The sequence below is a fragment of the Calothrix sp. PCC 6303 genome, from assembly GCF_000317435.1.
Lineage (GTDB): Bacteria > Cyanobacteriota > Cyanobacteriia > Cyanobacteriales > Nostocaceae > PCC-6303.
This window is the reverse complement of the sequence record NC_019751.1, coordinates 5,820,712-5,834,398: the sequence shown is the minus strand read 5'-3', so window position 1 is coordinate 5,834,398 and position 13,687 is coordinate 5,820,712. Positions and strand designations below refer to the sequence as shown.

The following is a 13,687-nucleotide window of genomic DNA, read 5'->3' as shown; positions in this document are numbered from 1 at the left end:
GGTTTTTAACAATTTTCAGTTCTTGATTGGATTGTTTGCGGAAGTATGGACTCAGAAAAAAATGTCCGTCAAAATTTATTTGACAGACTCGTAGTCTTCCAACAAATTAATTTGTAATTAATTTGTATAAGTTGTTGATTTACCTCAAACTTTTACCTGCATCAGCTTGGGAAGCAATAAAAGCTTCGACTTCTGCCAGATTTGGTTGAGATGCGATCGCACCTGATGTCAAAGTGGTTAATGCCCCAACTGCACTAGAAAATATAACGATTTGTTTCGCAATATCGGGATTACTCAGGCTATTGACACCATAAGTTAGCAATTGGTGGATAAAACCAGCTAGAAAACTATCCCCTGCACCAGTTGTATCTGCTACCTTGACATTAAAAGCAGGTAATTTGCCTTCGTTTTCATCGAGACAGTAAGCACAGCCATTTTCACCGTCAGTAATCAGCACACCTTCTACAGAATCAAGACGATATTTAATTGCCCCTGCATCACTGGTGTTAAACAGCCATTCAGCTTCTTCCTTGGCTAACTTGATAAAATCAACCCGACTAAATATCTCCCTAATTGCCACCATTGCAGCATCGGGATTCTGCCAAAAAACAGGTCGCCAATTAATATCCAGTACGACTTTCATATCATACTTTTCTGCCAAACTCAGAGCACGATGCACAGCCTTAGCGCTTTCAGGGTACGCTAACTCCAAAGTTCCTAAAACTAAAATATCGGCAATTTCAAACAAAGACTCCGGTAAATTTGCCGCTTGTAACTTCGTGTCGGCAAAATCCCTCGTGTCGTAATTACCAAATCCAGCAAAAGCGCGATCGCCTTCTAAACTCCGCACCACATATACCTGACGCGTCGGTGCTGTCGGATGACGTTGCACCCCAGTTATATCTACTCCAGTTTTCCCCAATAAATCAACTAGCTCGTTTCCAGTTTCATCTTCTCCGACACAGCCGACAAATCCAGCAGGAACACCCAATTTCACCAATGAACAGGCAACGTTCGCAGGTGCTCCTCCTGGATAGGGAGTCCAAGATTCGACCTCCTCTAAGCTTTGTCCTAATTGATCTGCTAAAAGGTCAAATAAAACCTCACCCAGACATAAAACACGGGGATTACTCATCTGAATTTTTGAGTGATTAATGATTGCAAGAAAAATTCTCTAATATTGAATCTACAATGATTCATGCGCTGCGCGCAGCGTTCCGGAGGAACATAATGCAGCATTCCGATGGTGGTTGAGCAAAGCCGAAACTAAATTTATCGCGTTGCCAGTAGTTTACACAATTGAGTACCAACTTAAGCAGAATTTTGATAAATATTGCAACCCTGACTCAAGCGTAACTTTGGAGCAGCACTCTATCTCATGCATAAGTTTACTCATTTGCTACCACCATAGACCAAGTAAGAACTTCCATATCTATCTAAGTACAAAGTGACAAAATAGACGAAACCCTTCATAATAATCTCGCTGCTAACTTTACTCATAAATAAATATGCTCAATCGTATAACCGCTAACAGTTGAAACACCGACTCATCAAAGAATCTTCTAAAATGGGAAAGAGCGATTAAGTACAAATACCAATGGAGGAATAAACTGCTCATGGTTGGTGGCGAGTCTCAGACCCCTGTTAGTCTGTCAGACAGAGAACTGCAAATTATTGACTTAGTGGCTGCTGGCTTAACTAACCAACAAATTGCAGGTAAACTGGAAATCAGCAAACGTACAGTTGATAACCATATCAGCAATATTCTCACGAAAACTGAAACTGACAACCGAGTTGCACTTGTCCGCTGGGCAATGCTTTGGGGTAAGGTTTGCCTCAATGATGTTAATTGCTGTCAATTACCTCTCCCGAACGACCTCACCAATACAACTCACCAGTAGATTGTCCAAATGATTTTGGCTGTTTGCTTTTCATTCTCCTCATTACGCGGCAATTTGATCGCAACACAGCCAGAAGCAACTAATGCCAATGTACTCACTAGTTTGTAACGACTCCATCTCAATGATTATTCCCTAATAGACTCCATATCAGCCTCGCATCATCATCCCTCCAAGTGGTACACAAGCCAACAAGAACCTGATTTAGGCATGGAAATATTTCTCTGAGGCACTGACTCCAAGTCATTCCGTACCTCCGTCACCGCTTCTTTGGGAGTCATTCGAGAGTAGGTAATCTAGAAATCTTATTATTTGCAATTGGTGCGTAAATCTGATTCATAGATAAATCTGGCAAAATCCTAATTTATCCACAAAGGGAATAGGGAATAGCTTGTCCTGTTGCGTACTGCTGGTTCCCTATTCCCTCTTTTAATCAAGTGATATACGAAATTTGCCGATCATCAAAAAAATAATCAGCATCTGTTTTCTAGCCTCTCTAGGGAAAACAAATGCTGTTGAGGAAGTATTTTTAGCTTGTTCTAACAGCCGCAACCACTATTGGCACAACCTTTCATTGTTTTGTGTCCTTCTGCACAAGCTGGAGAACAGTAGTACTTATTGTCTTTCTGTACTGCATCTTGGGTGGAAACTACACATAAGCAAGTTTGGCAAGCACATTTCATTAAAGTAACGCTTTCCATATCCGAACCTTTGGTTTTGGTACATCTATAACTATATTATATATGAACAGATGTTCATAAATAACTTAATATAAATATACATTCCATAGATTTAAGAGTACTGCAAGTAAAAAAATGCCCAATTGTCATTGCGTTCGCCTTCCTAATCACCCATATAAATATCATTCCAATTCGGAATTGCTTGACGTTGAGATGCTAATAACTGCTGAATACCTTTTTCTGAAAAATCCAACAACTGATTTAACTGTTGTCGGCTAAAATAACCTTCTTCTGCTGTCCCTTGAACTTCAATAATGCCAAGATTTTGATTCATCACCACATTAAAATCAACTTCTGCAGCAACATCTTCAACATAGTTTAAATCTAGGAATGCTTCACCACCTAGTAAACCAACCGACGTAGCAGCTACTTGTCCGATGATAGGCGATCGCGTCAACGATCCCATCTGTACTAATTTGGAAATAGCACAAGCTAAAGCGACAAAACCACCAGTAATCGCAGTTGTTCTGGTTCCAGCATCAGCTTGCAACACATCAGCATCAACTGTAAAAGTATTTTCACCCAACGCGTCAAAATCAATTACAGATCTTAAACTGCGTCCAATTAAACGTTGAATCTCCTGGGTGCGTCCCGATAACTTCAAATCTTCCCTTTGCTTGCGCTGGAGAGTGGCAGATGGCAACATGCGATACTCAGCAGTTAACCAACCTTTACCGCTACCCTCCAGAAACTTCGGTACACCTTTAGCTATGCTCACAGTACAAAGGACACGAGTTTCACCGCATTGAGCCAAAACTGAACCAGGTGCAAAACAAGTAAAATCTGTCTGGAAGTTTACAGGACGTAATTGGTAAGGTTGCCGACCATCTGGACGTTGCCAAGTCATTGCGGAGTGCCTCAAAATTGTCACTTAGGAGAATACAGTATTTATGGTGCCGATTATCAAAATTAATATGAATCCTCAAGAATTGGTTTATAAAAAATAGTAAAGTCTTAAATTACAGCTACTAAGTAATCGCGCAGAATTATTTACACACAAGTATTTAGTCTGGATAAGGGTTTCATGCCTTAATATTATGTAATTAATTTTGTTTAACTACTTACCTGATGTTTTTTTCTGGAAACAATAAACCAATCAGATCCTCCTGTACCAAATCTGGTGATTGATCCCCATTGATAGTCAGTAAACGACGGCGGCGGTCATAATACTCTAAAATCGGTACCGTGCGATCGTAAAATAGCTCAACTCGACGGTGAACAATTTCTGGTTGATCATCAGGTAACGAGCGTCCTAAAGAACGACCTACCATGACAACCTCTGGCACTTGCAGATAAATTGCCCAATTTAAACTTTGTCCCAATTCTTCTAGTAAAAAATCTAGTTCCTCAGCTTGGAAAGCAGTTCGCGGATAACCTTCCAGCACCCAACCTTGAGCAACATCTGCTTCTTGAAGACGGATTCGTATAAACTCAATCATTAGTTCATCGGGAACTAATTCACCCCGTCTCATATACGGTAAAGCCTGATTTCCCAACTCCAAACCATTGGTAATCGCTGAACGTAGCACCTCACCTGTGGAAATCAAGGGAATCTTGTACTGCCAACAAAGCATTTGTGCCTGAGTACTCTTACCCGAACCGGAACCTCCCAAAATCACAAACCGCACAATATCTTGCTCCTGATTCAGTCAAATTTACAATAGTCTGAACCTGTTTTACCCAAACAAGGAGAAGATGTAACACAGAGGCGGGAATCAAGAAATTAAAGAATCTATGAACTTCCAATAAAAAAGAGCAGTTGCCGACATCGCACCGCTCCTTTTCAGATTTTTCTTTCGGCGTTGCCACCCGCAAGCGTGGCAACATTTGAATCACTACGTTTAACACCAGGATAGTTTCAGGCTAAAGGGACACAATGAATCCCAAGCGTTAAATTCAAAATCTGTTAGTCGTTATCCCACTCTTCACGACCAATCAAATCGGCAATGCGATCGCGTAACAAAAAATCACATTTTTCTAATTCACATTCCACGCAAACCCATTCTCTGGCAGGAATGTACTGACAAAGGGTATATATAGGCTGCTGTCTGCTAACTACTCCTTTATGCACCAGTTGGCGCGCCTCATCCTGAATAATGTCTAAAGAGTAGTAGTTGATATAAGGCACCGTATTCACACTCATGGTTTTTTGCTCACGAATTACACATAAATAGTGTTCCCATTTTTGACGCGAAACAAACACGACAAAGAATAGAGTTGTTGCTGATTTTCTGTAATTTGGTATACGGAACTAATTTTATTTTCACTCCATACACCCTAAAATTATCTAAAGAAATGTTAAGAAAATCAATAAGTCATGACATTGATCTCATTAATGCTCAATTTTGTGCTTCTGAGGTTACTTTTAATACCTATGCTGCCATATTTCAGTAGAGTTTATGTAAACTTTGTTTTCCAACCTATTATATGAAGTTGCAATTAACAAAGTGAATACCTAATGTTTCATGACTAGCTAAGTCAAGCATGAAAGGACTATGTTAACTTTTTTGATTATCGATGGCAGGCTTTTGTTGGACTTGTAAATATACTGTATTTTGTAATACAACTAACACATTACACCAATTGCGTGCCTACTTGCTTGCTCTTAACACTTTCTTAAATGTATGCCTCTTGATTATGAATTTGCGGTAGATTTCTGAAAATAATTCATCCAGAGCTACTGTATTAATAGTAACTAAAAATTCAGTAAGTATAGATCGTAGGAGATCTGTCAGACTAGTTTTTCGCAATTCACGAAAGTTTTTGATGTATTTTTAATCACATTTTGTTGCAACTTTTTATATCAGCTTAACTAATATAACTATCAGTGAATGTTTAAATTATGTTAAAAAAAAGGTTGATTTTAGATAAAACTTAAGAAATCACAATTTAACTTAATTAAGATAATCAAAAATTAAAATCTCAAAAAAATATAGTAAATTTGGTCCAATCAAAAATGGATTTTTGTCAAGACGCGATCAAACCACGCTTTGTGAAAAGCGGGGAGTGGCTGCCACGGTTGTATCACGTCTTTAACAAGGGATCTAATCCACTGTAGCTAAATTGTTCTTTAAACTACAAAATACTTAAACTTCCTCTTCTTCACTATCACTATTGCCCTCTGAAACATCTTGCCGCCGACTTTGGAGTTGATTAAGCAGCGATAAAACTTTTGTTCCCTCTTCAATCGAGTTGTCTTCGATAAAGATGACTTCCGGTGTTCGACGTAAACTCATCCTTGCCCCCAACTCACTACGGACATAACCCGTAGCTGATTTTAATCCAGCCATAGTTTCAGCTTTAGCAGCATCATCTCCATAGATAGACACATAAATCTTGGCATGTTGCAAATCACCAGAAACGTTGACATTAGTGACACTTACCATCCCTGTACCCACACGGTCATCCTTAATTCCATTGAGCAGCATTTGACTAATTTCACGTCTAATTAATTCTGCAACGCGGGAAACACGACGATTAGTAGCCATAAAAAATAAAGCCTCCCGAAGAGAGCTTGTACAAAACAAATTACAAATGATTTCTGGAAAGTATCCAGTTTATTCCTTACTCAGGCATTTTTGAGCCATTGTTTAAACCGCACTAAAACCCAGCATCGCACGCAGGGTTAAGGTGACAAACACAAGACTGCTAGCAAACAAACCAATCAACGCAATCAAAGTGATGGGTCGCTTGAATAATGGAGCTAAGGGCGCAAAGGTATTGAGTAATACACCCAAAAGAGTTGTGAGAAAATAACGTGGATAACGAAATACATTATCCCAAAATCCATCAAACATCTGAATTAATACTGCCTTGTTATATACTGTGCATCTACCTTAAAGTAGTTGATCTGTCATGACATATACTACACTAGCCGCAAACATCACATTAAAGTATCAGCTTCTTTGTGACTTTTATTAATGCATAGGAATTTTTCTGAACCGCTCTGCCAAAGACTGATCTCTGGGTCAGTTAGAATCTTTTGTCATAACTAGCTAAATTGTACTAGATTCAGCAGAGACATCGCTAAAATAGTAAAGCTTGTCCAGGCTCAATCAGCTGCTGATGGAATTTAGGGAGCAATTATATTTTTTACGCAATTTAACGCATATAGATGTATCTTTATGTTGTAATCACAGTAAAACAATGTGATTAACTCTTATGCAATAAGCTGATGTGCAGCTAAAATATAAGTCAAAAACACAAAATTATTGTAGTGCGGGCAATTCTGCCCGCGTCTTATATACAAATTAGATGCGTTGCAGCTTATCACTTTTAGGGAAGTGTAACTTCTTCGTAACCTTTGCTACTTATGAATATAACGTTAGCGAAGCATAACTTTAATTACTGAATTTGCCAACTGAGGAGAGATGTGCGAGTCTATCACTTATTAATCGGTTTACTTCTTCTAGCCCTGTCACCATTAATCTTTAAATCAGTCTTTTCAAAGCCAAAAATTGAGGAGAAAACAAAACCAGTAAAGGTGACAGAAACTCAGTCCACAATTAACTTAGTACAAACAAGCCCTAATACTGCAAATAACCCAGTTAATTCTGGAACTACCAATATTTGGAAAAATTTGTTGGGTAAAACATCATCTCCAAATAATTGGAAAACTTTGCCATGTCAAGGAAGTAGCGCTACCCTATGCGTTACCTCCCAAGGCAAAAATATTGGCACAGTCGAGATGACTACATACACTCTCTCTCAGCAGCCCAATTTTCCAAAGATGTTACTTACAGCAGGTATTGATCCCAATTCCCCAGCCGAATATACCAATATCGATTACCAAAATAAAGTATCAGCAGCACTAGGAATCTGGATCGCACAATACTACGCGACAATTTTAAATGATAGACAAACAACTGTACAAAATCCTAACGTTACCTTTTCCGTATATCCTCCCCAGAAAGTTGCCTTTGGTAAACTTCAGGGAATCCGCTACGGCTTTGCAGAAATCAAAAACGAAGGTGGAGTATTAGAACAACATTTTGGCTACATTGCATTTGATGGTAAAGCAATTTACAACATTACCACTGCTTTTGATCCTAATGCGATTACAGGGAAATTTGCACAACTGGAAAATATGGCAGTTTTTGAACCGTATCTAAGCGCGACTATTGCTGATTTGAAGCTACCTTAGAGAATTCTTCTAATTTACAATAAAATAAACATTGCCAAGGTCAGGGTATGCGGTAGTGCGGGTGGGGTATTTTTGTAACTCACGAAGTTAAAATCTGCCGTATATCTCACTAGTGTGAAAACACTGTAACCTATTTATCCTTTAAATTGAGTGGTATCTCAATAAAAAATTGACTCCCCTCTCCCATAACAGAATTAAAGCACAGTTTACCTTGGTGTTTTTCTACAATAATGTGATAACTAGTGGATAATCCTAACCCAGTACCTTTACCAATCGCCTTAGTGGTAAAAAATGGATCGAACACTTTATGGCGAATATCCTCTGGTATTCCTGTACCATTGTCAGCAATAGTCACAAGTATCTTATTCTCTTCAACTAACTCAGTTCGGATCCAAATAGTTGGTACATCATTCCCATCTTTTACCGTAGTTGTTATTTCATTGAGCTCCAGTTGTTGATGCTCATAATTATCGATAAAAAACTTTTTGATTGATTTTATATTAGAAAACTTAGATGTTTTTTTCAAAACATCGATGGCGTTAGTTAAAACATTTAAAAATACTTGATTTAGTTGGCTAGGATAACATGTAACTAAAGGGATATCTCCATATTGTTTAACAATTTTGATTTTAATATCATCTTTAGTGCTAAATAACTTATGTTCAATGATCATCAAAACACTATCAATTCCATCATGAACATTAACTTTCTTGAATTCTGCCTCATCAAATCGAGAAAATACTCGTAAAGACTTAACTAACTCTTTAATTCTATTTGTTCCTGAACACATTGAGTCTAAAATTTTATTTAAATCCTGCTTAACATAATCTAAATCAATAGATTCTATATAATCTTGGATTTCTTCTGGAGGATTAGGTAAATTTTTTTGATAAAGTAAGACTAAATTGAGTAAATCTTCAATATGGCTTTGGGCATGAATAATATTTCCGTGAATAAATCCAATAGGATTGTTTATTTCATGTGCCATTCCAGCTACAATCTGTCCTAAACCAGACATTTTTTCACTTTGTACAAGTTGTGCCTGGGTCATTTGAACTTTAGACAAAGCTTCTTGAAGAGCGTTCGTCCTTTCCTCAACACGTTTTTCTAATTCTTGATTTGCCAGAGCAAGTTGTATTTCAGCTTGTCTGCGTTGATGAACTTCTTGAGCTAATTCATCAATTTTACGATTGAGTAAAGCAAAATTATTATTTGCTGTAACTTGCTTTTCTAATCTTAGTAAAATCTGGGCATCTGATTCAGGTGTCCATGGTTGAACAACTGCACCTTGAGAGCGATATGTTGTAACCTCTTCATTGGCGATACGTAACTTAAATGAGCCTAAAATTATAGCTCTGCTGGTAGAGCAGGTTTGTATATATCGTAATACTTGTGTGTGGCTCTCAGAGACAAAATCTAAAATATTTTTTAATAGTAAATCTTTACGTTTTACCCCAAAAATATCTGCTGCTGGATTATTTGCAGATATAAAATTACCTTTAATATCTATTAATATTAGAGGTTCAGGTAAAACTTGTGTTAACTCAAAAAAAAATCTGGATTCATAACAATAATTACTCATTAATATCAAGATGATTTGGTGAAACTATTTAGTTTTGCTTAAAAATAGAAGATTTTTATAAACTAGTGCGTCAAACTAATTTACACAATAGCCTGCTTGTGCTCAGGTGGTTTATACTGTTTTGCAGTATAAACCTATTTAACATTTAACAAAACTAAATTATTACTCTAATGCTAGATTATACAGTTTCCATACCTCTAAAATATTCTCTTCCAACTGCATCTTCAGCTTCTTCATTCGGTTGCAAGTAAACAACGACTGTGCATCCAGAATCACCTTTAGCGATTGTTTTTTGTAATTCAACTTTGGCATATCCCAAATTATCAGCTACAACACTACCAAATACATTAGATGTCATCATACACATTGCTGGACGATTGTGTACTTTTTCTGCAAATGGACATACACGGTTGCCAAATACTATTTTATCTTTCGTCTGTTCGAGTACATAAAAATCACCTTGAATACGTTTTTTTAAATTAATTAAAACTTCTATTACTTGTTCACGGGAAAGATTTGATAAATTTAAAGCTTTTTTGTAACTTGTATTTATCTGGTTTCCCATATTTTGTCCGACTACACTGATAAAACCGGATGCTTCTTCCAAACCAACAACATCCTGTAGCGTTCCAGATAATTCCCTAATTAGTGTACGTAAAAAAATATCCCGCTCTAAACCTACGTCTACGTTTTCTACTAACTCAGTACTAGTACTATTCATATTTTGTATAAACTACTGCATGTCAACTATATTTTTATATTTCCCAAAAATATTTAGGTAATAAAGATTTACCTATTAGTACAATTAATTTATTTTATTAATTAATATAAATTATCTTATGTTTTATTTGTTCAGTTTGTTCATTCTTATACAAGAGAACTTTATGGAAGTAGACATTAATATTTTAAAATCGATTAAGTTCTGTTAAAAAGTAAGTGTATTTAAATTTAAATATGTGACTAAATTTTCTAATTTTTAGTCTACACTACTGAATAAACATGCTGATAGCCTAACCTGTGTTTTGCATGTATGCCACTGTAATTTGACTGAAATTTGCGAATATTCCACCACAAACATAACGATCATATATATAGCATTGGGAAAACACTTCCCGGTACATCTATTTTAAATTATCAATATGATTATGGTGGGCACTATCGACGGCTATTGGTAATACAACATGTAATATATTGTATTGTAGTTATAAATTTTGTCTAGACAGATGTTGCTAAACTACCTCTGCGGTATAGCTCTCTTGCGTAATCTGTCCAAGTTCCCTGTCCCCAATATCGAAAACAGCTAGTTTGAACTAACAAATTGTACAGTAAAGCTTCTTGGTAATTTTCTCCCTGTTTGATTGATGGATCTTGGTATACCAGAGGATCAAACTTATGATGAAATGCAGCACTAAGTTTATTCATTGGTTCTAAGACATTTTCATATCCTTTTACCCAACTTAAGTCATCAGTCCATGATGCTCCATCCATATTAAATTGATGATCAGTAGCTTTCAATTCTTTAATTGCTTGTTCTACAGCATCTAGTGTTGATTGATCAGGATTAACTCGTTGCCAAATTTTATGTTGTTGTACAGCTTGAATTGCTGAATAATCATTACAATCTACTCCAGAATTTTCAATTAGTTCTAGATATTCAGTTCCATTAATGGCTACTATCCCTGAATGGTTTGATCCTACATCTCGAATTTCTTGATATACACGGAAAAAATCACGCGGATATTCATTCATCATGACACCTCCATTCTCGCCATCGGCAATTTGAGTTACTAAAGCCGGAATCTCTGTTTTATTAATCTTTTGCTTGCCTTTCCCTTTCGCTTCAAAATATGGCTGCATCTGTGCTACTAATTTTGTATCCGAACCTTGAGTTTTAATTAATGCTGTGATGCTAATGGTTTCGCCGTGCGAATTTCTAGCTACTAATTTATTTGGAATATATTTTTGTTCTTGGCTCAATCCAGTACCATCAATGTTTTCTACGGAATGTTCTTGTACCATCAACCATTGATAACCACATTCTTTCAAAGCTTTAATATATGCAAATAATGTATCAGGATGGTTGGGCAAATGCATTTCTGGAGGAGAAAAACCTCTGACTCTTCTTAAAGCTTCATAGCCAAATATTGCTGCAAAATAATGTTGCCATGCTTGGATATGCAGCTTGATATCAGGGATGGGCGTGGAGGGTACTACTGCGTGACTCCACATTGTTCCTAACCATTCTACGTGGGGTTGATACCGAGAATCGCAGGTTATTAGCTTAAGGTTGCCGAGAATGTCTTGACGCTGCATTTGTACTAATCCCCATAGCAAGTTGCCAGAGTAATCAAGCATAATGCGGGGGTTACAACCTTGATCAATTAGTTGGGGGATAAATTCTCCCATTCTTCCGTAGCACCAGGCAAAGACACCTGCATTATGGTTGTCACCGTCGTGTGGATGAGAAAACATGTGCTGTAAATTACTGATTAGTTCACCGTTTGCACCTGTGGGAATTGTGGGTTGGTGCATGTGAAGGGCACAAGTGAATGCTGCTGTGATATTTTCTAAGGAGAGATTTGTATTTGCTAGATATATGGGTTCTTTATGGTTAGTAATAGAAGTGATGTCTGCTTCCTGACTACAGATGTTAGGTAAACCTGAACGCAATACTTCTAATGGAAGAAATTTGGTAGATAGCGCTGTTGCAGTCATGAAGTTTACCTATGATTTAATTTTTTATTTTCAGGAGGAATGTTACAAGCGATCAGGCTATGTATCGTTAGCATAATATCCTTAGGCTATACCATAGTCATTCTTTAACGATGCCATAAGTTAACCTTTGGAAAAAAGTTGTCATTAAATCTCTACAAATCTTCAAGTTTGTTCTCAACCATTGGAAGGATGAGATTCTGGCGAGGTTGATTTAGCTTGAAGATGAAGTGAGAAAATATTGCTAATCATTATGAAGCCAGAAAAATTAAAAGGAACTGAGTTAGTTGACTGTGCAAGGGCTAATGCTAAACAGGGAATCGAAACTGCTGCTTTTCAATGTGGTTATGGGGATGATTTAAATTTGTTTGCCCAAGATTTGCGGATTGCTTGTGAGGAGATGAATTTGCAAACTAAAGAGTTGAATGAATTAATTACTGAACAGGATTTAATTTTGCAAATTGGGAAAGGTGAAACTGTAGCCCCGGAAACACCATCACAGCTATAGTAGTTTGGGTCTTTGGTGAATATAAATAGATAGCTAAATCTCGCCTATTTTGAGAACCTAGTTTAAGCTCTTAAGCACCTAATTTGTACATCTAAAGCGGGGAAGATATTCCGCTTGTGCAGAGTGTCCGCATGACTTAGGTTGCCGGAAATAATATCTCCCCGGAACCCTTTCTCTCGCACCCTAAAAGTTACAAGAGAACTCCACAAAAAAATGATCCAATATTGTGGGATAGGCATCTTGCCTACTCTTGTATTAGTAGCAGGCAAGATGCCTGCACCACAAGAAACTTTGGGATATTTTTTTATTTGGAAGTCTCTAATGTACCTGATTTAACTGAAAATATCTAATCAAACATGACAATCATTCGGGAAATGGATATGTTTAGATTCTTTAATTTCGGATCTTGAGATAATAGCTCTTGATCTCCACTAGCATATTGAGCATCGTTAGGGTATTTATCATAAGCATTACTAGCTATATCCATTTGGATAGTTATACTTTGGTATTTAGATAATTTGGTGTTTTGTAATTGCATAATGCCTCCATAGTCCCAACCAAACCCGGAGAATTTGAATTCACCTGCTTTTTGCCGTAATGTATTTAAAGCGGTTCCTACTCCTATTCCTTCGGCTGTTTTCCACTGAGGATCATATACTATTACCCCTGCGACTTGAGTACGTTTTTGATCTTTCCATAACACATCTAAAGAGTATTCAGCTTTACCAAGTTTAACTGTTGTACTATAAAATTCTGCATCTCCACCAAAAAATGCTGTTTTACCATCCTGTAGTTTTGATGAACCGAAAATTTTAATTAGATCTGCTTTTTTTGTTTTTTTTGTGATTGCACCTACGCGTTTTCCTGGTAAGACGGTAGTATTTTTTAATGTTGATGATTGAGCTAGGATGATAGGGTTATTCTGCTCTGCTGGTATGTTTGTTGCAGATGCGTAGTTTGATGGTGCTGTAGCAAAAATTAGGCTAAGACAGGTGAGAACGAAAGATTTTTGATGACTATTCATTTTTTATGTTATTAGTTAGTATCGCTTAATTTATTTACCCACAATATTTATATACAAACAAGCTAGGGCGATTTCGGAAA

14 protein-coding genes are annotated in these 13,687 nt (G+C 37.0%); 3 read left to right on the top strand and 11 right to left on the bottom strand.

The annotated features are described in order from the left end of the window. Positions 1-139 precede the first annotated feature (139 nt). On the bottom strand, positions 140-1,135 hold the full coding sequence (locus tag CAL6303_RS23620) for a carbohydrate kinase family protein (RefSeq protein WP_015200353.1): 996 nt from the start codon (positions 1,133-1,135) through the stop codon (positions 140-142). Between the two features lie 481 nt (positions 1,136-1,616). On the opposite strand from CAL6303_RS23620, the gene CAL6303_RS23615 reads away from it, so the two are divergent. After that, complete coding sequence (locus CAL6303_RS23615; RefSeq protein WP_015200352.1) at positions 1,617-1,901, top strand: helix-turn-helix domain-containing protein; 285 nt, start codon at positions 1,617-1,619, stop codon at positions 1,899-1,901. 536 nt (positions 1,902-2,437) lie between these two features. On the opposite strand, the gene CAL6303_RS29510 is transcribed toward CAL6303_RS23615, so the two are convergent. The 6 genes from CAL6303_RS29510 to CAL6303_RS23590 form a co-directional block, all read right to left on the bottom strand. Then, entirely contained in the window at positions 2,438-2,599 is a 162-nt protein-coding gene (locus CAL6303_RS29510) for a metallothionein (RefSeq protein WP_015200351.1), read from the bottom strand. Positions 2,600-2,741: 142 nt separating this feature from the next. Beyond that, positions 2,742-3,485, bottom strand: coding sequence for a ribonuclease PH (rph, locus tag CAL6303_RS23610; RefSeq protein ID WP_015200350.1), 744 nt, complete (start codon positions 3,483-3,485; stop codon positions 2,742-2,744). A 214-nt stretch (positions 3,486-3,699) separates the two neighbouring features. Then, positions 3,700-4,266 carry an adenylate kinase family protein gene (locus CAL6303_RS23605; RefSeq protein WP_015200349.1) on the bottom strand — a complete coding sequence of 189 codons (567 nt, stop codon included), beginning with the start codon at positions 4,264-4,266 and terminating at the stop codon, positions 3,700-3,702. A 278-nt stretch (positions 4,267-4,544) separates the two neighbouring features. Next, positions 4,545-4,781: a DUF4327 family protein gene (locus tag CAL6303_RS23600; RefSeq protein WP_041739916.1), complete on the bottom strand. Its 237-nt coding sequence runs from the start codon at positions 4,779-4,781 to the stop codon at positions 4,545-4,547. 943 nt (positions 4,782-5,724) lie between these two features. Continuing rightward, complete coding sequence (rbfA, locus tag CAL6303_RS23595) at positions 5,725-6,126, bottom strand: 30S ribosome-binding factor RbfA (protein WP_015200347.1); 402 nt, start codon at positions 6,124-6,126, stop codon at positions 5,725-5,727. Between the two features lie 102 nt (positions 6,127-6,228). After that, positions 6,229-6,435 (bottom strand): DUF751 family protein, encoded by a 207-nt coding sequence (locus CAL6303_RS23590; protein WP_015200346.1) that lies wholly within the window; start codon positions 6,433-6,435, stop codon positions 6,229-6,231. 686 nt (positions 6,436-7,121) lie between these two features. On the opposite strand from CAL6303_RS23590, the gene CAL6303_RS23585 reads away from it, so the two are divergent. Further along, entirely contained in the window at positions 7,122-7,781 is a 660-nt protein-coding gene (locus tag CAL6303_RS23585; RefSeq protein WP_238993736.1) for a hypothetical protein, read from the top strand. Between the two features lie 130 nt (positions 7,782-7,911). Here CAL6303_RS23585 and CAL6303_RS23580 read toward each other — a convergent pair whose 3' ends face one another. The 3 genes from CAL6303_RS23580 to CAL6303_RS23570 all read right to left on the bottom strand — a co-directional run bounded on the left by CAL6303_RS23580 (position 7,912) and on the right by CAL6303_RS23570 (position 12,078). Beyond that, positions 7,912-9,363: an ATP-binding protein gene (locus CAL6303_RS23580; protein ID WP_015200344.1), complete on the bottom strand. Its 1,452-nt coding sequence runs from the start codon at positions 9,361-9,363 to the stop codon at positions 7,912-7,914. 178 nt (positions 9,364-9,541) lie between these two features. Further along, on the bottom strand, positions 9,542-10,084 hold the full coding sequence (locus CAL6303_RS23575; RefSeq protein WP_015200343.1) for a methanogen output domain 1-containing protein: 543 nt from the start codon (positions 10,082-10,084) through the stop codon (positions 9,542-9,544). A 494-nt stretch (positions 10,085-10,578) separates the two neighbouring features. Further along, positions 10,579-12,078, bottom strand: a complete 1,500-nt coding sequence (locus CAL6303_RS23570) for a hypothetical protein (protein ID WP_015200342.1) — start codon at positions 12,076-12,078, stop codon at positions 10,579-10,581. A 250-nt stretch (positions 12,079-12,328) separates the two neighbouring features. Between CAL6303_RS23570 and CAL6303_RS23565 the strand changes: the two genes are divergently transcribed. After that, positions 12,329-12,583 carry a hypothetical protein gene (locus tag CAL6303_RS23565; RefSeq protein ID WP_015200341.1) on the top strand — a complete coding sequence of 85 codons (255 nt, stop codon included), beginning with the start codon at positions 12,329-12,331 and terminating at the stop codon, positions 12,581-12,583. A 346-nt stretch (positions 12,584-12,929) separates the two neighbouring features. Here CAL6303_RS23565 and CAL6303_RS23560 read toward each other — a convergent pair whose 3' ends face one another. Then, a complete protein-coding gene (locus CAL6303_RS23560) occupies positions 12,930-13,607 on the bottom strand; it encodes a hypothetical protein (protein WP_015200340.1) in 678 nt (225 codons plus the stop codon). Between the last annotated feature and the right edge of the window lie 80 nt (positions 13,608-13,687).